This window comes from Chthonomonas calidirosea T49, from assembly GCF_000427095.1.
Lineage (GTDB): Bacteria > Armatimonadota > Chthonomonadetes > Chthonomonadales > Chthonomonadaceae > Chthonomonas > Chthonomonas calidirosea.
The window spans coordinates 2,191,325-2,212,372 of sequence record NC_021487.1; the positions used below are offsets into that span (position 1 = coordinate 2,191,325).

18 protein-coding genes and 2 tRNA genes are annotated in these 21,048 nt (G+C 56.5%); 9 read left to right on the forward strand and 11 right to left on the reverse strand.

Features of this window, described 5'->3' with window-relative positions:
* The 3 genes from CCALI_RS16635 to rbsK all read left to right on the forward strand — a co-directional run.
* Positions 1-768, forward strand: a 768-nt coding sequence (locus tag CCALI_RS16635; RefSeq protein WP_484481992.1) for a flagellin N-terminal helical domain-containing protein, incomplete at its 5' end; no start/stop codon positions are given.
* 293 nt (positions 769-1,061) lie between these two features.
* Positions 1,062-1,478 (forward strand): flagellin, encoded by a 417-nt coding sequence (locus tag CCALI_RS16825; protein WP_338058667.1) that lies wholly within the window; start codon positions 1,062-1,064, stop codon positions 1,476-1,478.
* Positions 1,479-1,634: 156 nt separating this feature from the next.
* Complete coding sequence (rbsK, locus tag CCALI_RS09080; protein WP_016483187.1) at positions 1,635-2,567, forward strand: ribokinase; 933 nt, start codon at positions 1,635-1,637, stop codon at positions 2,565-2,567.
* 40 nt (positions 2,568-2,607) lie between these two features.
* On the opposite strand, the gene CCALI_RS09085 is transcribed toward rbsK, so the two are convergent.
* The 9 genes from CCALI_RS09085 to accD all read right to left on the reverse strand — a co-directional run bounded on the left by CCALI_RS09085 (position 2,608) and on the right by accD (position 12,388).
* Positions 2,608-3,804, reverse strand: a complete 1,197-nt coding sequence (locus CCALI_RS09085) for an RNA-guided endonuclease InsQ/TnpB family protein (RefSeq protein ID WP_016483188.1) — start codon at positions 3,802-3,804, stop codon at positions 2,608-2,610.
* Positions 3,798-4,427 (reverse strand): IS607 family transposase, encoded by a 630-nt coding sequence (locus CCALI_RS09090; RefSeq protein WP_155850525.1) that lies wholly within the window; start codon positions 4,425-4,427, stop codon positions 3,798-3,800. Before CCALI_RS09090 ends, CCALI_RS09085 begins: the two co-directional genes overlap by 7 nt.
* 133 nt (positions 4,428-4,560) lie before the next feature.
* Positions 4,561-5,043 carry a hypothetical protein gene (locus tag CCALI_RS09095; protein WP_016483190.1) on the reverse strand — a complete coding sequence of 161 codons (483 nt, stop codon included), beginning with the start codon at positions 5,041-5,043 and terminating at the stop codon, positions 4,561-4,563.
* 33 nt (positions 5,044-5,076) lie between these two features.
* Positions 5,077-7,722 (reverse strand): tetratricopeptide repeat protein, encoded by a 2,646-nt coding sequence (locus tag CCALI_RS09100; protein ID WP_016483191.1) that lies wholly within the window; start codon positions 7,720-7,722, stop codon positions 5,077-5,079.
* 28 nt (positions 7,723-7,750) lie between these two features.
* Positions 7,751-9,214, reverse strand: a complete 1,464-nt coding sequence (locus CCALI_RS09105) for an FAD-binding oxidoreductase (RefSeq protein WP_016483192.1) — start codon at positions 9,212-9,214, stop codon at positions 7,751-7,753.
* Complete coding sequence (locus CCALI_RS09110; protein WP_016483193.1) at positions 9,211-9,711, reverse strand: hypothetical protein; 501 nt, start codon at positions 9,709-9,711, stop codon at positions 9,211-9,213. Before CCALI_RS09110 ends, CCALI_RS09105 begins: the two co-directional genes overlap by 4 nt.
* A gap of 238 nt (positions 9,712-9,949) precedes the next feature.
* Entirely contained in the window at positions 9,950-10,513 is a 564-nt protein-coding gene (gene hslV, locus CCALI_RS09115) for an ATP-dependent protease subunit HslV (protein ID WP_016483194.1), read from the reverse strand.
* A 4-nt stretch (positions 10,514-10,517) separates the two neighbouring features.
* Positions 10,518-11,543 carry an acetyl-CoA carboxylase carboxyltransferase subunit alpha gene (locus CCALI_RS09120; protein ID WP_016483195.1) on the reverse strand — a complete coding sequence of 342 codons (1,026 nt, stop codon included), beginning with the start codon at positions 11,541-11,543 and terminating at the stop codon, positions 10,518-10,520.
* The gene (gene accD / locus CCALI_RS09125; RefSeq protein ID WP_016483196.1) at positions 11,534-12,388 is read right to left on the reverse strand and encodes an acetyl-CoA carboxylase, carboxyltransferase subunit beta; all 855 of its coding nucleotides are present in this window, start codon (positions 12,386-12,388) and stop codon (positions 11,534-11,536) included. The genes CCALI_RS09120 and accD overlap by 10 nt, the downstream gene beginning before the upstream one ends.
* A gap of 93 nt (positions 12,389-12,481) precedes the next feature.
* Between accD and pheA the strand changes: the two genes are divergently transcribed.
* The 3 genes from pheA (at position 12,482) to CCALI_RS09140 (ending at position 17,337) form a co-directional block, all read left to right on the forward strand.
* A complete protein-coding gene (gene pheA, locus CCALI_RS09130; RefSeq protein ID WP_016483197.1) occupies positions 12,482-13,546 on the forward strand; it encodes a prephenate dehydratase in 1,065 nt (354 codons plus the stop codon).
* An 82-nt stretch (positions 13,547-13,628) separates the two neighbouring features.
* Positions 13,629-14,837: an A/G-specific adenine glycosylase gene (mutY, locus tag CCALI_RS09135; RefSeq protein WP_016483198.1), complete on the forward strand. Its 1,209-nt coding sequence runs from the start codon at positions 13,629-13,631 to the stop codon at positions 14,835-14,837.
* Positions 14,821-17,337, forward strand: a complete 2,517-nt coding sequence (locus tag CCALI_RS09140) for a S9 family peptidase (RefSeq protein WP_016483199.1) — start codon at positions 14,821-14,823, stop codon at positions 17,335-17,337. Before mutY ends, CCALI_RS09140 begins: the two co-directional genes overlap by 17 nt.
* Before the next feature lie 18 nt (positions 17,338-17,355).
* Here the strand turns inward: CCALI_RS09140 and CCALI_RS09145 are convergent.
* A tRNA-Thr gene (locus CCALI_RS09145) sits at positions 17,356-17,427 on the reverse strand.
* A gap of 19 nt (positions 17,428-17,446) precedes the next feature.
* Positions 17,447-17,518 (reverse strand) — tRNA-Ile (locus tag CCALI_RS09150).
* A 101-nt stretch (positions 17,519-17,619) separates the two neighbouring features.
* Between CCALI_RS09150 and CCALI_RS09155 the strand changes: the two genes are divergently transcribed.
* From CCALI_RS09155 to CCALI_RS09165, 3 genes are all read left to right on the forward strand, one after another.
* Positions 17,620-18,138, forward strand: a complete 519-nt coding sequence (locus tag CCALI_RS09155; protein ID WP_044949070.1) for a hypothetical protein — start codon at positions 17,620-17,622, stop codon at positions 18,136-18,138.
* A 76-nt stretch (positions 18,139-18,214) separates the two neighbouring features.
* A complete protein-coding gene (locus tag CCALI_RS15220; RefSeq protein ID WP_052572377.1) occupies positions 18,215-19,942 on the forward strand; it encodes a polysaccharide deacetylase family protein in 1,728 nt (575 codons plus the stop codon).
* Between the two features lie 132 nt (positions 19,943-20,074).
* The gene (locus CCALI_RS09165; protein ID WP_016483202.1) at positions 20,075-21,028 is read left to right on the forward strand and encodes a hypothetical protein; all 954 of its coding nucleotides are present in this window, start codon (positions 20,075-20,077) and stop codon (positions 21,026-21,028) included.
* The last annotated feature ends 20 nt before the right edge of the window (positions 21,029-21,048 follow it).

Consider the following 21,048-nt stretch of genomic DNA (forward strand, 5'->3'; position numbering starts at 1 on the left):
CTCAACACCAATGTAACGGCGCTTGGCGCCCTTTACAACCTGAACCAGGTTTCCGATGCCGTCGCTAGCAGCATCCAAAAGCTCTCTAGCGGTCTGCGCATCAACTCCGCTGCCGATGACCCCGCAGGGCTCATCATCTCCGAAAACCTGCGCGCGCAAATCACCGGCCTCAATCAGGCTATCGCCAATGGACAAGACGCCACCAACCTCATCAAAACCGCCGACGGCGCCCTCTCCGAGGTCAGCAACCTCCTCAACAACATCCGACAACTCGCTGTGCATGCCGCCAACACCGGCGTCAACGACATCACCGCCGTCGAAGCCGACCAAACCCAAATCAACTCCGCCGTCCAGTCCATCGAGCGTATCGCCGAACAGACCCAGTTTGGCGACAAGCACCTCCTCGACGGAACCGCCGGGGTCTCTGCCTCCGTCACCAATACCGCGGTGCTCTCCGGCATCAATATCGGAGGGGTGTTTGACAACCTCTCTACTGTGGGAGGACCTGTCACCATTCAAGTGACCCAGCAAGCAGCCCGTGCGGGTCTTCACCGGCAGCACCGTTCTTTGCCAACGGGAGCCCAACTCCACCAATCGGGGCTGGGCCACCCGGGTGGGGAAGGGATGATACGGTGGTCATCAATGGTCAGACCTTCACTTTCAGCGCTTCGGAGACGGTTCAACAGGCCATCAATCAGATCAATGCCGCCTCCAACCTCACGGGGGTCAATGCCAACTTCAATACCGCTTCCAACAATATCGTGTTAACGCAGACCACCTATGGGCATAACTACTCGATTAGTGAGCAGGACAGCCTAGGGGCTGCTGGAGTGTTTGGCACCTCTGCGGCGGTTCAAGGCACCGATGCGGTGGTAGCGGTGACAGCTCAGGTGTTGCAGAACAACGTGACCACGGCGGTGACAGTCAACTTCACGGGAGGGACGGCCAGCACCGACAGCGGTCTGTTGGTGAAGGACCTCTATGGCAACTCGATGTTGTTGACGGAGAATGGGAACGCATCGGCGACGACCCCGACAGCAGTGGCTCAGGTATCGGCCAACATGTTGCAGTTCCAGGTAGGGGGGAACGCGGGTCAGGTGGTGCAGGCGAGCTTAGGCAACATTCGTGTGGTGAACTTAGGCAACACGGTGGTAGCGGGCTATAACCTGTCCAACATTGATGTGACGACGAGTCAAGGGGCAGAGAACGCGATCCAGATAGTGGATGAGGCGATCTCTCAGGTCTCGCAGTTACGTGCGAACTTGGGGGCGTTGCAGTCTCAGACGTTACAGGCGACGGCGAACTATCTGGGGATAGGGGTTCAGAACCTATCGGCATCGGAGAGCCAGATACGCGACACGAATGTGGCTCAGGAGGTAGTGAACCTCACGAAGAACCAGATCATCGAGCAGTCGGCGACGGCGATGTTGGCACAGGCGAATGCCGCACCTCAGCTTCTGCTGAAACTGCTTGGATAGATAACACTTCTCTTTATGATGAGAGCGCATCGGCAACGATGCGCTCTTTTTTATGCACAAGCCATCTCTTTACAGCCTATAGCGAAGTGGGTATGCTAATCAGAACCAGAATGCAACATGGGTGTGAATTTACCTTAATAAGGCAGGCATAAAGGAATGGAGTTTCCAATTACTGTGGTTGGCAGCGCAAATGTGGATATGATCATGCAGGTGGAGCGATTTCCGGCGCCAGGGGAGACGGTGAGTGACGGCCAGTTTTCGCAGGCTTTCGGAGGCAAAGGGGCCAACCAAGCCGTCGCTGCAGCGCGTGCTGGAGGGAGGGTTGCTTTTTTAGGATGTGTTGGGGCCGATGCCTTTGGCGAGGCCATTCTGGAAAACCTCCGGAGAGATGGCATTTTTACCGAACCAGTTGTTAAGAGTGTTTCGGAACCAACCGGCATTGCGATGATCCTGATCAACAAGCAAGGCGAGAACTGCATTGCAGCTGCTCCAGGCGCCAACAACGCCTTAACCTCCGCGCATATCGAGAGTTATGCGGCTTTCCTGAAGCGCAGCCGCATGGTGGTAATACAGGCAGAGATTCCACGCATCGCTGTGGAAAAAACCTTCGAGGTGTTGGCCGACTCTGAAACGGCCATCCTGTTTAACTTCGCCCCCATTCGTAAAGAGGCTCCCAAACTTTCCCCACGGATCACCTACCTCGTAGTCAATGAAACCGAAGCGGCCTACCTTAGCGGCGTGCAGGTCGGCACTTTCCGCGAGGCGGAGCAGGCCGCCCGGATTCTACGAAGACAAGGGCCCCAAAATGTGCTCCTCACGTTAGGGGCCAACGGTGTGTGGGTCGAAACGCCTCAAGGCGGCTTTCATGCCCCAGCGCTCCCTGTGCAGGCGATAGATACTACTGCCGCCGGCGATGTGTTCTGCGGTGCATTCGCCACGGCGACTACACAGGGACAGCCCATCCACGAGGCCGTGCACTTTGCCTGTGCAGCTGCAGCTCTCTGCGTTACCCGTTTGGGTGCCCAGCCCTCTATTCCGTATCGTGAGGAGGTAGAGACCTTACTTAAGCAGCAAAGCCCCTGTTCTTAGAAGCTTCTTTTACCGTTCCATCAGACTCACTCATTCCTGCTCAAACAGGAACGAAGCTGACTTCCTGCTTCACAGAGGCCGGTTTCACCCGGCGCTTGCGCGTCGGGTCAGAGCCTTCCTCTCCACAGGCTGACACCGTGGAACTCACGGCCATGTTCTTCAGGTTGATCGCCGCATTCACGTCGCGGTCGTGGAGCACGCCACACTCCGGGCACGTCCATTCACGCACCGACAGCGGTAGCGTCTCCAGCTTGTGCCCACACACCGAACATGTTTTGCTGCCGGCATAGAAGCGGTCAGCCACCACCACTTGCCCACCCCGCATCGCCGCCTTGTATTCCAACTGCCGCCGCAACTCGAAGAAGCCCATGTCAGCGATCGACCGGGCCAGATGCCGGTTCTTCAACATGCCGCAGACGTTCAGGTTCTCCATCGCGATGGGGTGGAAGCGCCGCGTGAGGCTAGTGGTGAGCTTGTGAAGCGCATCCTGCCGGATCGCGGCGATGCGGGCGTGTAGCTTTGCCTGTTTGGCCTTGGCTTTTGCCCGGTTGACCGATCCCTTTGGCTTGCGTGAGAGGCTCCGCGAGAGCCTGCGCAAGCGGCCCATCAGCGCTCTGTGAGGCTTGGGGCCGGGGATCACCTCTCCCGTCGAGAGCGTTGCCAGTGCCGAAACGCCCAGTTCCACACCCACCGCGCCTTGGCTCTCGGCTTTGGGCAGGTGAGGATGGTCAGGCGTGTCCACGGTAATGCTGACGAACCACTTGTCGGCCACACGGGAGATCGTGGCCGACATGATCCTCCCAGCAAAGCGCAACGACTCGCGCATGCGCACCCAGCCAAGATGGGGGATGCGAATGCGGCAGCCGTCGAGACTGAACGGGGCCTTGGTGAGGGTGAAGCGGTCATCACGACCTTTCTTGCGAAACTGCGGATAGCGTGCACGGCCCGCAAAGAAGTTTTGAAACGCCTGCCCCAACTGGATGATGGCCATCTGAGGGGCGCACTTGGTGACTTCGAGCATCCAGGGGAACTGCTCGCGCTTGATGGCGTTCAACTGACGGCGCAGCGCCACCTGGTTCGGTTTAGGCAGTGCTGGATTGGCCTTGTGGGCCTCGTACTGCTTTTGCCACTGTTCCAGCGCCCAGTTGTAAGCCTTGCGGGCAGTCCCAGCAGCCTTGGCGAAGTAGGTCGCCTGCACGTTGTTTGGGTCGAGAGCAATGCGGTGGGCGATCAGCATTGGGCGGCCTCCACAGCGGCTTTCACGCCATCGAGAAGCTTCTGGTTTTTGCGCGAACGGGCACCGTAGAGCCGGGCGCTGAACACCGTAATGATCTCCAGCACATCTTTCGCCAAGTCTTCTGCGAAGGTCGTGTCCTCGCCTTGGTTGAAGATCACGACTTCAACGTTCTTCGCTTCACAGATGGCGAACACGAGTTCCGCGCCGAAACGCAGCAGCCGATCCTTGTGGGTGATGACCAGACGCCCGACCTCGCCTCGCAAGATGGCAGCGAGCAGGCGTTTGAGGCCCTTCTTGGGGTAGTTCATGCCGCTGCCCAAATCGGCGATGACCTCGAACGTCCAGCCCTGCCGGGCGCAGTAGAGTTCGAGCCCCTGCTTTTGCCGCTCCAGATCGTCTACCTGGTCGGGGCTGGAGACGCGAGCGTAGGCGATGGTACGACGCGCTACTTCAGGCGCATGCAACTGTGCGGGCCGCAGCCGCGCAAGGTCGTCACGCCGACGCCCGCCCGGTGTGCGCTCATCAGGCAAGAGCTTGCCTTCACGCTCCCAGCGTCGCAGCGTCTGAGCCGAGACACTCAAGAACTCGGCGGCTTCGTGGATGCTAACCATCTTGCGTGACATGTTTGAATTGTACATGAACACCCAAGAAAAAGCCTTTAGTCATTCAACTGCTCGAACCCTTTGTGAAAAGATAGGTCTATGCTCAGCAACGGTAAAAGCGATTCAAAAAATAAGTACCGTCGCTGCATTTGATCTAGGACGGATTTTTGTGGCTCTCTGCTGTGATCTCGACGACCGCCTCAAACCCCTCTTCCGAAGCCGCTGCTTGTGCGTTCGCCCCCACCGGTTGAGGCAACGCTGCGTAGCCGATAGGCAAGGAGTTGGATACCGCATAGCCACTGCAGGAAGCGACCAATACGATCTGCTGTTTGCTGTTCTGCGCCTGGGGGCCTGTGGTCAGCGAAAACGGAATATTTGTAGAGGGTTGTCCACTGAAGGTGTACGACTGAGGCGTGTTGGTCGCGAGCACGTTCGGGTCGGGCTTGACAAGAGATCCTGTGCCGGGATCGTACTGATAGGGGGTTAGGACAACCGTCGTTGCAGGCGCCGTGGTGCCATTAAAGTAACCAAGCTGCACATATACGTAGAACTGCTGCCGATTCGCATTGATGGGCGTTGCCGGTAGGCCGATGCCAATAGGCACATAGACGATACCGAGGGTAGGTTTTATGCTCATAAAAAGCTCCTTTTACAAATAGATGGCTATAGTCTAGCATTTATCTGATGCTAATTGCAAGTAACTATCAATATGTTCCATTCCATAGGCAAGAGCCTCCGATGGCGTTAAGGCCTCTCCCTGAGCGTACAGCTCTGTAAATCGCTTTGTGCTTATTTGCGCCTTCAGGGCCTCGACGAGCTCCTGTACGTGGCGAGATTGGGGCGTAAGTAGCCCTACGGCTTCTGTATCTTGCACAAAAACCTGTGCCATACCGAGAAGGAGTGCGGCCGTCTCTGCACTCTTATAGGCAGAGTAGGCGATGTGCGCCAGCGAATCGAAGATTCGGCTTTGCAGGGCGGGAATCGGATGGTTTTGGAGGAGCACTAAGCTCTCTTTATAGCATCGCATAGCATAGGTATAGGCCTGTTGTTGAAAATGTAGCTCACCCAAATTATAGAGCGCTGTGAGGAGGGTGATCTTGTCGCCAACGGCTTCGAGCCTTTGAATGGCCTCCTCAAAATAGCTTTTGGCCTGAACCAGGTCCCCCATTTCCGTGCTTATTCCACCCAAATTTACCAGCACCTGTGCCGCAGCACGTGGATTCGTTTCCCAAAAAATCTGCAGGCTTTGTTCAAGGTAGTAGCGTGTCTGAGGGAAGTCCGACTGTTTTTGCGCGGTAAGGGCTAATCCATTGAAGGCTTTTGCCTCTCCTTCTTTATCTCCAATTTCTCGACACAGCTTAAGGCTTTCGGTGTGGAAATGATATGCAGCGGCACAATCGCCCTGTGCCCAAGCGAGAATACCGGCACAGTTAAGAGCATCGGCGCGAAGTTTTAGTGGGATTTTAGGGCTCCTTAGCAAAGCCCCTTCTAGCCAGCTTCGGCCCTCTGTGAAACGGCTCCGTAGATACCAGTACTGATAGAGGGGCACGGCAAGCCCTAAACGGGTCTCAGGGTCGAGAGCATAGTGGAGAGCTGTCCGCAAGTTGTCGTACTCCGCATCGAGGCGCGCGAGCCACATGGCCTGTTCAGACCCGCGCAGCCCCTGCGCTGCATCCTGTGCCAAGCGGCTATAGAAGTGGAGATACCGCTCGTGAACCTGCGCTATTCTATCGCTCTCCGCCAAACGCTCGGCCGCAAAGAGCCGTATGACCTCCAGAAGGCGATAACGCGACTGCCCAGAGGTATTCTCGAAGTTGACGAGAGACTTCTCCACGAGGTTGAGCAAACAGTCCAACGCGTCTCCATTTTGGAAGGCGACGGCCTCGGCAGCCTCTAAAGTGAATCCGCAGGAAAACACCGACAAGGCCTGAAGCATCTCCTGCTCTTCCGCGGAGAGCAGAGTGTAGCTCCATCGAATCGCGTTTTCCATGGTATCGTGGCGCGTCTTACGTGCGCCGCTGGTGGTAAGAAAGCGAAGGTTTTGGCGCAGATCAAGGGCGATTCTTTCCAAAGATAGGCTGCCTATGCGAGCAGCCGCTAGTTCAATGGCCAATGGAATTCCGTCGAGGCTCCGGCATATCTTTCCAATAAGAGAGGCGTTCTCCTTGGTAAGCGCGAAGGAAGGGTCCGTTAACTTGGCGCGATCGACCCAAAGCTGAACGGACTCGTAAGCCGCCATAGCTGAAAGGCTGCTTGTTGGCCGTGTGGGAACGCTCAACGGGCGCACCGGCCATACCGTCTCACCTGCAATGCGCAGGACTGCTCGGCTTGTAGCCACGATGGCGATGTTGTGGCAGGTATGGAGCAGACGCTCTACAGTTTGAGCCACATCGTCGAGAAGGTGTTCGCAATTATCTAAGATGAGCATCGTTTGCAATGTGCGGAGCTCTTGCTGCAAATAATCGAGCGTAGAGGAGGTCCCATCGGTTTCACGAAGGCCAAGCGTCGCTAAAATCTTAGAAACGATGAGTTGAGGTGATGAGATAGAAGCGAGATCGATCCACCAGATACCGTCCCCAAAATGGGGAGTCAGCATGATCGCCAGCTCTTGAGCAAGACGCGTTTTGCCGCAACCGCCCGGCCCGAGCAGGGTAAGAAGCCTTTTGGGCTGCGCGTTAACGAAAAACGCTTTCAACTGTTCCAGCTCACCAGGCCGTTCGATGAAGCTCGTAAACCGGGCGGGTATGTTCGTTGTGACGACTCCGCCAAAGCCTTCAGAAGGGAAATGGGATGGGATTTCTGGGTGGCTTAGTTGAAACACGTGTTCCGGACGTTGCAAGCCTCGTAGGGATAGAATACCGAGGTCCTTAAGTGAGGCACCCTCCGGCAGAGAATCTTTGACGAGCGTGGCAACAGCCTGCGTCAGCAGGATTTGGCCTCCGTGCGCAAGAGCGCACAGACGCGCGATTCGGGCCAGAGCGATTCCGAAATACTCACCATCTCGCAGAACCACCTCGCCGTAATGAAGCGCGATGCGGACGTTGAACGCGGAAAAGGGCCTCCAATCGGTAGTGTGGAGACGTTTTTGTATCTCAATAGCGGCTTGAACGGCTGCCGCGGCCTGATTGAACACGGCGCAAAAACCATCGCCGAGAGCCTTAAAAACAGTTCCATCCTGTTCTTCTATGGCTCTACGCACAAGAGCATCGTGATGGGCCAGCAGGCGCATCATGACCTCAGGCTCCTGCTCCATCATGCGGGTGCTGCCTTCAATATCGGTGAAGAGCAGAGTTACCATGCCAGATGGAAGTTCCATCTATTTACCTCCTGTCTTTCAGGGAGGGCTAAACTGCAGCACCTCTTCCCACCGAGCGCACGAGTCGTGGACCGTGCTCTGTCTCCCAGCACCGTTTCGAGGTAGGCAGAACCTTGCCAGGGTTGCAGAGCGCGTTCCGATTGAATACCGACTTTATTTTTTGCATCAGATCGAGATCGGCCTCACTAAACAGCAGCGTCATGGCCTCCATCTTCTCTACGCCGATCCCATGTTCTCCTGTAAGCGATCCGCCAACATCCACACAGAGTTTGAGTATCTCCTCACCGGCTTGCATGACGCGCTCTACCTGCTCGGGATCGCGCTCATCGAACATGAGGTTAGGATGGAGATTACCATCGCCGGCATGGAAGACGTTTCCCACCAACAGGTTGTATTTTTGGGCGATGGCGCGCACCTCACGAAGCACTTGCGGAAGCTTGGTGCGCGGTATAACGCCGTCGTGGGTCACCATGGAAAGCCCAAGGCGCCCCAGCGCGCCGAAGGCCTGTTTGCGGGCTTTCCATAATAGGGCGCGCTCCAGCTCCGTTTTAGCCTGGCGCACCTCCCGTGCCCCGTTCTTGAACGCGATCTGGCGCACCTGATCGGCCTCTTCATCGAGCCCTACTTCTAGACCGTCTACCTCGATGATCAAAACTGCCTCAGCATCCGAAGGAAAGCCGAGATGGAACGCCTCCTCACAGGCCTTAATAATGAACGTGTCAATCATTTCGAGTGCGGCCGGCAAAACCCCCGCCGCAATGATGTCTGAAACAGTTTGAGTGGCCTGGTCAATGGTCTCAAAAACAGCCAAAAGGGTTCGCACCGCTTGGGGTAGTGGGGTTAACCGCACAGTGACCTCTGTAACGATTCCCATGGTGCCTTCGGCGCCAACAACAAGTCCAACGAGGTCATAGCCCGGCGTCTCCTCCTCGAACCCACCCAGCGCCACGATTTCACCGTCGGGCAGTACTAAGGTGAGGCCAGTGACGTGGTTGGTGGTGACCCCATATTTCAGGGTATGAGGGCCGCCGGCGTTTTCAGCCACGTTGCCCCCCACCGTACAGGCGCCCTGGCTCGAGGGATCGGGCGCGTAATGTAGGTGATGTGCCCTTACCGCTTTGGTGAGATAGGTGTTCACGACACCGGCCTGCGCCACCAGCCGCCGATTGGGCACATCTATGTGGAGGATCTTGTTAAGGCGCGTGGTGGCGATCACCACACCGCCCTCAATGGCCGTGGCACCTCCAGAAAGTCCGGTGCCCGCCCCTCGTGGGGTAAACGGTACCCCAAGCCGGTTGCAGAGCTTTATAATGGCGCTTACCTGCTCCGTATCCTGTGGTAAGGCTACCGCATCGGGAAAGTGTTTTGCTGGCGAATAGGCATCGCAGTCGTAGGCGCGTAAGGCCACCGGATCGGTAAGTACCCCCTCCGGGCCTAGCAGTGCCTCTAACTCCTGTTTGAGCGTATGCGATAGCTTCTGCGTGGTATTCATCGGCGTCTCCTCTGAAGGTGAGGTTTGGGCACAGCGCCTTCCTGCGGTTTCATGGAGTTTGCAGGGATCGCCGCTCCTTGTTCCCTATTCGTTGCAGCTAACGGCGCCGGTTCCCCCGCAGGAGGGGACACTTGTAGCCAAACCGAAATAGCAGCGACCAAAGCGAGAAGTGCTACTTGCGTGATCTCCAGGGCATGCTGCTGGGCCACTGTTGGGTGGCTGCCACTGTGCTCTAACTCTTCTACGAAAAGGGCGGCCAGCACGAGCGTTTGACGCAGCGAATCGCCCAGCGCTTTGGGGCGTTGGAGGCGATAGCGCCGGCGTAGCAGCCATTCACTGCCCAACATGACAAGCCCACAAAGAAAAAATGGGGCTCGATTTGCCGCGGGGAAGGGCACAGAGAGGACAAGTAACAACACCACCCCCCCAAACCAGACTCCGAAGGCCCATAGATGGAGGGTTTCTAAGAGAAACACAAGCGCCTGTTTTGCTTTCATTTCATCTGCACTCTCGTGAGCACAATCCAAAGCTTCTTAAGGAGCTCACGCTTCAAAAACCATCGCCTCTTTCAATCCTCAGGGCTTTGGCGCACGGCGTTCCCACCCCAAAAAAGCAGCCTCAAGACGCTGTGGAAGCCGATAGGTGGAGGATACGCGAGACGGTAGCGCAGCACCTTTTCACTCGGCACGTGTGCAAAGAGGTGGACATTGTAAAAGGTTCCTTATTTGTCGTGGGCTAGCCGGAAGATCGGTTGGCCGGAAGGGTCTCGATAGTGAAGCGATCGTTGGTGTAGACGCAGATCTCGGAGGCAATGCGCATGGCCGCCTCTACGATCTCGCGGGCGCTGAGCGATGTATGACGCAGCAGTGCGCGGGCTGCCGCCGCCGCATAAGGCCCGCCGGAGCCGATGGCTGCCACCCCATCGTCGGGTTCCACCACGTTGCCATCGCCGGAGAGAATAAAAAGCTTGTCGCCATCGCTTACGATCATCATGGCTTCGAGACGGCGGAGAATGCGGTCGGTGCGCCACTCTTTGGCGAACTCGATGGCAGCACGAGTGAGGTTACCGGCGCTCGACTCGAGCTTGCTTTCGAACTTATCGGCTAGGGATTGAGCGTCGGCCACCGAGCCGGCAAAGCCTGCGAGCACACGCCCCTGATAGAGACGACGAACTTTGCGTGCGCCGTGTTTCAACACCGTATCGCCCATCGTCACTTGGCCATCGCCGGCTAAAGCCACTTCGGCCTCCCGCTTCACGGCCACGATGGTGGTGGCTTTAATGGGGTTCTGTGGGCGCAACCTATTAGACCTCCAATTGGGAACGAATGAGCTGCAGTGGGTCATGCCACTTACCGATACTGCGATAGCGCTCATAGCGTTCCTGTAGAAGCACGTCCAGCGGCTTCTTGTCGAGCGCTTCGAGATGGCGTGCGATGGCCTCTTGAAGCGTTTTGGCGGTCTGCTGCAGATCCCGATGGGCCCCACCAAGAGGTTCCGGTAGCACCTCATCCACCACACCGAAAGCGTGCGCATGCTTTGCCGTCAGTTTTAAAGCATCGGCAGCTTCAGGGGCGCGACTGCGATCACGTCCGAACTCTTTGAGGATAGCGGCGCACGACTCGGGCGGGATGACGGAGTAGATGGCGTGTTCAAGCATGACAACGCGGTCGCCCATCGCGATACCGAGTGCACCTCCGCTGCCGCCCTCACCGATAATGGCCGTAATAATAGGGGTTTTTAGCTGTGCCATCTCCAAGAGGTTCACGGCGATGGCACGGCTAATACCCTCCTCCTCGGCCATGAGGTTAGCTTCGGCAGCTGGGGTATCTACAAAAGTGATGAGCGGTTTATGAAACTTCTCGGCCAGTTTCATAAGGCGTAGAGCTTTGCGAAAGCCGGCGGGGCGAGCGCTTCCGAAGTTACGAAGCTGACGCTCCTTTAGGTCGCGTCCTTTCTGATGGCCGATAACCACCACGGAGCGGCCGTTAAACCGTGCCAACCCGCCGATGATCGCTGGGTCGTCCGCATTGATACGGTCGCCGTGAAGCTCCATAAAATCCTCAAAAATAAGCCGAACGTAGTCCAGCGTATAGGGTCGTTGGGGGTGACGTGCCATTTGAACTTCATTCCACGGGGTGAGATTGGCGAATATTTGGCGCATCACCTCCTCGCGACGCCGTTCGATGCGCGCGATCTCCTCGTCAATGTCAATGCCACGGTCAAGGGCATCTTTGCGTAAAACGGGGTCGGCGGCGATACGCTTGAGTTCGGCGATATTGGCGTCGAGCTCAGAGATGGGTTTTTCAAAATCGAGTGGGCTTACAGACATGCCGTAGGCTCCTCACAAAGTAAAGAGAGTACGGAGGCGAGAGCGGAGCGCATCTCACGTCTCGGCACGATACGATCGATCATACCACACCGAAACTGAAATTCAGAAGTTTGAAAATCGTCGGGCAGGCGTGTGCCCATATCCTGATTCCCGACACGGCGCCCGGCGAAACCGATAAGCGCTCCCGGTTCCGCGAAGGTGATGTCGCCCAAGGAGGCATAGGAGGCGTAGACGCCGGCCATCGTGGGGTCGGTTAACACGACGATGAAGGGCAGGCCAGCCTCCCCAAGGCGCGCCACAGCAGCGCTTGTTTTGGCCATCTGCATTAAAGAGAGGAGTCCCTCAAACATGCGCGCACCGCCTCCGTTCGCGGTGAAGACCACTACCGGGAGACGCTCTTGGATGGCCCGTTCAATGGCGCGCACGATCTTCTCTCCAACCACACTGCCCATGGAGCCGCCTAGAAAAGAGAAGTCGGCTACGCTAAGGACCACTCTATGCCCTCCAATGCGGGCATAGCCGCAAACCACCGCATCGGTAAGACCGGTATCTTTTCGAGCTTGCTCCAACTTTTCACGATAGCCAGGGAAATCGAGAGGATCGGTAGAGAGGAGATGCTCATCGAACTCCTCAAAACTGCCTTCATCCACCGTTATTTCAATGCGCTTGCGCGCAGGAAGACGATGATGATAGTTACAATGAGGGCATACGGAAAGATTGCGTTCCACATCGCGGGCAAAGAGTATCTCGTTGCACTTTGGGCACTTCAACCATAGGCCGCTAGGCACCTCCTTGCCCGTCAGGCCGTTGCGTGATGGACGTTTGAACCAGCTACCACGTGCCATTGGTATAATATAACCTCCTGTATAGATGCAGGAAACAGCGTATCGTCTGTAAGAGCGTTTGCGACAAACCGTTTAACGAGGTGAAACCCAACGATGAGCTTACCGGAATGGCGCAAAGAGATTGACCAGATTGACGAACAGATTTTGCACCTACTGAATCGCCGTGCAGAGCTTGCCCGTCAGATCGGACATGCCAAATCACGAACGCGATCACACTATTTTACCCCAGAAAGGGAGCATACCGTTTTTCGGCGACTAGTTCAGATGAACCCTGGCCCGCTGGAGGCGCAGGCGGTGCGGGCTATCTACCGAGAGATCATCTCCGCTTGCCGCGCACTTGAAAAGCCGCTCACGGTGGCCTTCTTAGGCCCTGAAGGCACCTTCAGCCATTTGGCCGGTATAGCGCGCTTCGGCTCCTCTTCGGAATTTGTACCTGTGGAGCGCATTGCGGACGTGTTTGCCCAAGTGGAGCGTGGCCTGTGTGATTACGGCGTGGTGCCTGTGGAAAACTCGTGGGCCGGCGCCGTTCCGGAAACGCTCGACTCGTTTCTAAACTCCAATCTTCGGGTGGTATGGGAGATATATCAGCCTATCTACCACAACCTTTTGTCGCGCTGCACCTCTTTGGAAGAGATAAAAAGGCTCTACTCGCACTTTCAGCCGCTCGCTCAGTGTCGCCAGTGGCTGCGCAACCATCTGCCTCATGTCGAGGAGATAGAGGCATCAAGCACGGCAAAGGCTGCTGAGCTCGCCTCCCGCGACCCAGAGAGCGCGGCCATTGCCACCTACCTTGCGGCAGAAAAATACGATCTCCCCATCCTGTGCGAACATATCGAAGACGATCCTACCAATCGAACCCGCTTTTTGGTATTAGGCTACAACGAGCCAGAACCCACCGGCAAAGACAAAACCTCTCTCATCTTTACTGTGCCCAATCGAGCCGGCGAGTTAGCCCATGCGCTTAACGCTTTCGAGAAGTACGACGTGAATCTTACAATGATTGAAACACGTCCTACACGCAGTGCACCTTGGCAGTACTTTTTCTACGTAGACCTTCAGGGGCATGTGAAGGACACCGCTGTTTCCAAAGCTCTCAATCTTTTGAAGGAGCATTCGCTTTTTGTGCGCGTGCTTGGCTCCTATCCGGAGGCGAGCTAGGCGCGCTGCGCCGACTAGCAATTCCCTTGAACAGCTCCTACAAAAAGAGAGGACAATGGGACGAGAGGTATAATCGTGCCGTATGAAAGCTGCCCTGAACGAGCCGGTTACAAGCGATCTGCGCGAGCGCATTGTCACTAAACTGCTAGAATGGTACCTGCAGAACAAGCGTGATCTGCCGTGGCGTGGAGCCTCAGCCTATGGCGTTTGGGTCTCTGAGATTATGCTACAACAGACGCAGGTTGCCACCGTCATTCCTTACTATCTTCGCTTTATGGAGCGTTTTCCCACGGTGAGGGCTTTGGCGGAGGCCTCGCAGGAAGAGGTTCTTCGCTATTGGGCAGGGCTAGGCTACTATGCACGTGCACGCAATCTGCACCAAGCCGCTAAAATCCTTGTTGAACGCTACGGCGGCGAGCTGCCGACAGAGCCTGGCGCCATCGAAAGCCTGCCCGGAGTGGGGCGCTATACGGCGGGCGCCATTCGCTCTATTGCCTTCCATCAACCCTATCCGCTGGTAGATGCCAACGTAGCCCGCGTGCTGTCGCGCCTGTTCGGTGTAAGCGGCAACTTGCGCAGCACCTCTACCCAAGCGCGTCTTTGGAACCTCGCACAGCAGCTTGTGCCCGAAAACGAACCCGGCACCTTTAACCAAGCGCTTATGGAACTCGGTTCCCTCGTCTGCATTCCATCCGACCCGCGCTGTGAGCAGTGTCCTCTCCTTGCAGACTGCGTGGCCGGAAACGCTCCTGACCCAACCGCCTGGCCGGAAGCTTCCTCTAATAAGCGCTCGCTCCCTGTCGTCCACAGCAGCGCCCTCATCTGCAACGAGGAGGGAGCTCTGCTCATTGTACAGCGCCCACCGCACGGCCTGTGGGGAGGCCTATGGGAGTTTCCGCGGGTGGTTTGTAGCGCAGGAGAAACACCTCTTGAAGGCGCCCATAGAGCGGCTCTGGAGGTAGCCGGATGGGAGGTGACGGCCATGGAGCCTAAAACGCTTAGAGCCGTTCAAGGACAGGTCGCACCGATTACCCGGATCAAACATGGTGTGATGCACTATCGCATAACCCTCTATGGCTACCTCATGCGCCCCAAAGCCCCGGTAGCCCCAAAGGAAGAGAGGCCGAAAGAGTGGGTAACCCCGGAGGCGCTTTCCCGCTACCCTATGCCGGCCCCGCAAGCTCAACTGCGTGAGGCGGTCTTAAACCGTCTGCACGCTCCCCTACCGAATATCCAACCCTGTTTCGTCTTCGAGGAGACAAACTCCCCTGACTATGCAAAAGAGTCCTAATAACACGATACCCAAACGGCGAATTACCCCGCGCGCCCTGCTCGAAATCAAACGACTGAGTTGTCCTCAGGTGCATCCAGATGGACAACGTGTTGCCTTTGTGCTTGAGGAGGCAGACTTTGAAGAGAGCCGATGGAACTGCCATATCTGGCTAGCCGATCGACGTCAGCCTGCAGAGAGTGAGGAGGAGTCGGACGAAAACGTTCGTCAACTCACCTTTGCAAAGGAGGGCGAACGAGAACCTAGGTGGTCTCCGGATGGGCGCTATCTCGCCTTTCTTTCCGAACGCCCAGCGAGCGGACAGGAAGAAGACAGTGAAGAGGAAGATGGTACCACTCAAATTTGGATTTTGCCTTTGGAAGGAGGAGAGGCCTTTCGCCTTACCCAGGCAAAGCAGGGCGTCGAAAGCTACGCATGGTTTCCAGATGCCGAAACCCTTCTCTTTCTCACAACCGAGCCGAAGCCGGAACCCGTCGCAAACGTTAAATGCGACTATCAGAAGCAACATATAGACCCGACGGATGAAACGGAGCCACGTCCACGTAAGCAGTTTTGGCGCGTTCATCTAAAAGAACGCAAACCTCAGCTCCTCTTCACTGCCGATCCCGGAGTTGAATCGTTTGCGCTATCGCCAGATGGAACTCGCCTCGCTTATCTAACCAACCGCACTGGCGACCCTGACGATGCGCACATCGCCGATCTCTATCTGCTAACGCTTCCGGAGGAGGGAGAGCCTACCCTCCACCTTCTTAGCGATCGGGAGGGCGGCAAATACCATCTTCGTTGGTCGCCAGATGGGCACGTGCTTACTTTTCTGGGATGGCTCGATCCAAAGCTCTCTTATTCGCGTAACAGCCTTTTTGGGATGCGCATTCCGGCGCCGCTCTTGCCGCCCACAGCCCACTCCACACAGCCACCGCCATGGCTTAACAAACTGCCCGAGGCGCCCAACGATGCCTTGCTAACGGAGTACGACTTCGACCTATCCTGCTACGAGTGGTCTTCCGAAGAGATGGCGATTTACGCTTTAGCTACTGTACGAACCGGTAGCCAACTGCTTCGCATTGACGACGTTACGACCCCCTTGCCGCTCTCTTCAGACGTGCCAAGGTACGACTTGGCGCTACAGCCTGAGGGCGCTGTAATGGCGTGGATCGAGGAGAGCGCCCAAGCTCCACCTGAAATCTATATCCACGAGGCACCTAGCCAGGTTCAGCCCCTTACCAAGCTTAACGTAGCGTTCACCGAAGAGTATCTCTTGCCAAAGCAGGAGGTGGTACGCTGGAAGAGCTTCGACGGGCAGGAAATTGAGGGGGTGCTTACCTACCCTTTGGACTACAAGAAGGGCAAGCGCTATCCTCTTCTGCTTCTCATTCATGGGGGGCCGAAGGGCTGCTCTCAAAACTCGTTACGAAGCTATGAGATGCATCCGGTTTGGGCTTCCGAAGGCTACTTGGTGCTGCGCCCAAACTACAGGGGGAGCGAAGGCTATGGCAACGCCTTCGCCATCTCCAATCGGCGCGACCTCGGCGGCGGCGACTACAAAGATATCATGGCCGGGGTCGAGTGGTGCATTGCAGAAGGTTTGGCCGACCCCGAACGTATGGGGGTGATGGGCGGCTCGTATGGTGGCTACATGACCAACTGGATTATCGCTCACACCAACCGTTTCAAAGCCGCCATCTCCCTTTTCGGCATCTTTCACCTTCAAACCGATTATAGCAACTCCTCCTATTCACGCTGGGACTACGAATATCTCGGCGCTTACTATTGGGAGGACCCCGAAATCTATCGTCGCCTCTCTCCAGGCACCTATGTGGATCGCATCCAGACCCCTACGCTTATCATCCACGGCGAGGAGGACGATAACACCTTTATTAGCAACTCCAAAGAGATGTACCAGGCGCTGAAGCATCGCAAGGTGCCGGTTCAGTTTGTCCATTATCCACGAGAGAAGCACGGGTTAGAGGAGCCCAATCATCGGCTCGATGAGATGCGACGCTGTTTGGCCTGGATGGCAAAGTATATTGAGGGCCAGCCCTCCTTCTACCGTGTAGGTGATACGGTGAAGGTGCAGGACACGGAGCTGTGTGTTACCAGGGCAGAGCGCACTCGTTTCAACGGACTTCCTAAAAACACGAACAGCCCATCGGAAAGCCCAACGCTTCTCGTAGTCAGCTTCACACTTCATAGCGACACAAAGGCATCTCAACCTTTTCGGCTATCCTTCAACGATATACGGCTCAAAAGCCGCACGACGGAAGAGACCTGGAAGCCCTGTGGGGTACCGCTAGAGGTCCATGGAGTGCACGTGCTTGTAGAAGGGGAGAAACTACGGCTCGAACAACACCCCGATCCGCTGACCGGCCAGCTCGCTTTTGCGGCGGCTTTGGCATTCGACGTGCCGGCAAGCGGTGGCGAGGCGTTGCTGTATATCGCCGACATGCCCCCCGTGCTTGTGGAGTGGCCATCTGAAGAACATGAGGAGGCGGAGCCGTAACCTCCGCCTCCCTGTTAGAGCCTCCGGTCGGATTCGAACCGACAACCGACGGTTTACAAAACCGTTGCGCTACCGTTGCGCCACAGAGGCAAAATTGGCTATGGGTGAGTGGGCCCAGTAGGACTCGAACCTACAACCAACCAGTTATGAGCCGGGCGCTCTGCCATTGAGCTATGGGCCCGTTTGCTCCCAATCAAAGATTTTGGCAGTTTGATGACCACGCGGTTATTATGATACCTTTAAAGACGCCTTCTGTCAAGCGGAGGGTATACTGTAGGAGTCATGTTATGGAGAAGCTTCCTCTGCTATTTGGTTGCGATGGCATGTCTTCTGCCGGCCGCTTGTGCAGAAGCGATGGTTGTGACCCAGCGCTGCATTAATCAGTGGGCAGCTGCCGCCGACGATGTACGCCATGCGATCGTGGTAGACACAGGCTTACGGCTGCCTGGCGAACAGCTCGATGCCTATTTACGCCGTATCGCGCTGCCACTGCCAAACGAAACGCCTCAAGCCTACCAAAAACGGATAACAGCCTATTTTACGGCTTTTCAAAAGGCGAACGCTCATCTTTCCCAAATTCGTGAGCTGCCTACCCTTCAAGCCCGCACCTCTACCAATCTGCGGATATGGCAGCAGATCGTGCTTGATGCCCATAGTGCTCCCCGCCAGCTGCACTTTTTGCAGATAGATTGGACGCGCCGGAACAGGGCTCAGGGAAGGTTGCATTTCGCTCTGCAGTTCGATGCCACCACGAATCTCTACATTGCTCTCTACAATCTCTTAAGAGATGCTCTGCCTTAGTCGCTATGTGTGTGAACCTCTAAACCGTTTCTTCCGACAAAAGAGTTGGTGGACAACTTTAGGCTGCGTTTGCTCCTTGCTAGGAGCCTGTCGCGCCCAAGCGACCCTCCCAGAGGAGATAGCACTCCAGGCGCTGCAGGCCTGGAATAGAGGCACGGTAAAGCAGGCGGTCCAGAGACTAAAAGTGGCCTTCGCGCAAAACCCGGGCGATCCGGAGTTACTCGATATCTACGGCGCCATGGTGCTCTGTGCCAACCGGTTCGAAGAGGCAAAAGCCCTCTTCGGAGCCGCATTACAGAAAGATCCACAGGACCCTGTGGCCCTCTACGGCAGCGGACTGCTGCACCTCGCAAGGGGCGAAAGCGCTAGGGCGCTGCAGGATTTCTCTCTTGCTGAGGCGGCAGGTGGCGACCGAACGGTTCTAGAGACCGCTAAGCTCTATGCCCAGTGGCCAAAAGACACCTCGCGTCAGCCCGCAATGCCCACAGAGGAGGAGCAGAACGCGATTTTGGCAATGAAGGGTATGGCAGATTACCGTTTGGGGGCCGTAAAAGAGGCGCAGGCCGAGTTGAAAGCGCTCATGAAACGACTACCGGAGCAGGGGCTCGTGAACCCACCGGCACCTTTGATGACGTTTCACCCGAATCATCCGTTAAACGGCGAGGTTGAGCTGCCGATTGCGTTCCATACGCCCGCGATGCAAAACGAAAAGGGGGTGCGCGGTGTGGTTACGTTGCGGCCCGAAGTCGTCGCTCCGAATGTGGCCTATGTCGGTTACGATATTGACGGTAAGCCTCTGGCACTCGTTGGCGACCCTCCTTATAGTTTTTCTTGGGACACGCGCACGGTTCCCAATGGCCTGCATCGGGTGGCCCTGTCGCTCTACGATGCGAACAGCAACCTCCTGGATCGAGGAGAGCGAATCGTGCACGTGATCAACGGCTTTTCGTGTCATACCGGCCCGGCACAAGAGAGATTACGTGCAGCCTTTTGGGGTACCTTCGGCCTACAACCTGACGCAAGCGCCTGCGCTGAGGCGCTTGGAATGCTGGCGCAAAGTGCGGGGGAGCGCGCTGAGGCTCGCCTTTGGTTCACTTGGGCTGCAGCGACACAACCAAGCGCGGGGATTCGGGCGAAGCTGGCAGCCTATGAAGCGCTCGACCCCAAAGTGCCCATCTGCTGGGCTGTTCAGACCTCGCAGAAAGTTATTGCCCTGACTTTCGATGATGGCCCTAAGCCGGGCGTAACCGAGGCGCTTCTCGACACGCTAAAACGGCTTGGGGTAAAGGCAACGTTTTTCGTTATAGGTCAACATGTTATGCAATATCCCGACCTAACGCGCCAAATAGCGAAGGCGGGCATGGAGTTAGCGAATCATAGCTTTACACATCCTAATCTCAAAACGCTCTCTCCGCAGGCCATAGCTCAGCAGCTTATGGCCACACAGGCCGCTGTAGAATGGGCCACCGGGCAGGTGCCGCGTTTCCTGCGCCCTCCTGGAGGGGATGAAAACGAAAAGGTGGAAAAGATCGCCCATGCGTGGGGATTGACCTTGTGCATGTGGACGATAGATGCCTACGATGCCGAACTTGTCGGCTCTATGGAGGCAGCCGAGCATGTAGCACGCGCCGTTCGCCCAGGAGCGATCGTCCTTATGCACAATGGTAAAATGAGTACGGTACAGGCGTTACCCTCCCTGGTGAGAACGCTGCAACGACGCGGCTACACCTTCGTAACCTTATCGCAGCTGCTTCAAATGGGTAGGAGCCAAACAACACCTATCCATTTACAAAGAGGCGAGTAAAAGACTTTTTCATGGTGTAAGCAGGGTAACCGATAGAAAACGTAGAATCTAATGGGAACTGCGGCGACCCTTGGCATAACGAAGGGTATGTCGGTATGCTAGTAGGGCAAAGGGTTCCCAAGGAGGAATAGTATGATAGTGCTCCAAAGTATTGGGGATAGTTGGAAAAAAGTTTTTGTAGGGGCTGTTTTATGTACGTTGGCTCCGTGGGCTGTTGGCGCGCCTCCCACACCGCGGCCGGAGCGCTCTTTGTTGGGCGTGCCGTTGTTGGCGCCCTACACGGTGGTGCTGCGCAGGTTAGGCCAACCGAGCGAAGTCCAAGTTGGAATCCCCTACCTAAGCGCCCAAGCGTTCCCACCATCCCAGCAAAGCGGCAATAATGCAGGTCCTTCTGGCTACTCAGGAGCGCCTACTTTGCCTGGACTGCCCGGCACGAGCGGCCCTACAAGCTCCCCTTATAGCCCAGCCGGAGGCCGGCCACCCTATGGCATGCCGGGTTCTCCCTACGGTATGCCAGGGTCTCCCTATGGAATGCCAGGGTCCTCTTCCTCGCCCTACGGTATGCCCGGCATGCCACCTGGTGTCCCCACAGAGGGCAGTGTACCTTATGGCGGCATTCCTGCTGCCGAAGGGAAGCGAGGCAGTCGTCCGAACTTTGCTGGTGGTAGCAGCTTTCCCGGTGCGGTGCCCTATGGCTCCAGCATGCCCGGCTATCCGGGGATGTCTGGCGCTACTCTACCCGGAACCCCAAATCAGACGGTACAGGAGGAGGGCCTAACCACATGGTGGTATCACTTCCCCGAACTCGGGCTTCACTACTCTTTCCTGTTCAATAAGCAAGGACGTGTGATCCAAATTCAAGCCTACGGCTACAAGCCCTCCCCTAAAGTGCCAGAGCCGATCTCCGCCGAAGGGATTACGCTGGGCAGCCCTCTTAGCGCCATCATTCGTCACTACGGCTGGAGCAGCGATGGCGAAAGCAGCGGAGACTACATCGTCCTGCGCTATGGTGGACGTGATCAGATCGCTTTTCAGTTGCGCCATAACCATGTAGTGGGCATTGTGCTCGGGCTGGCCAAACCATAATGCGAAAGGAGACTATAGCT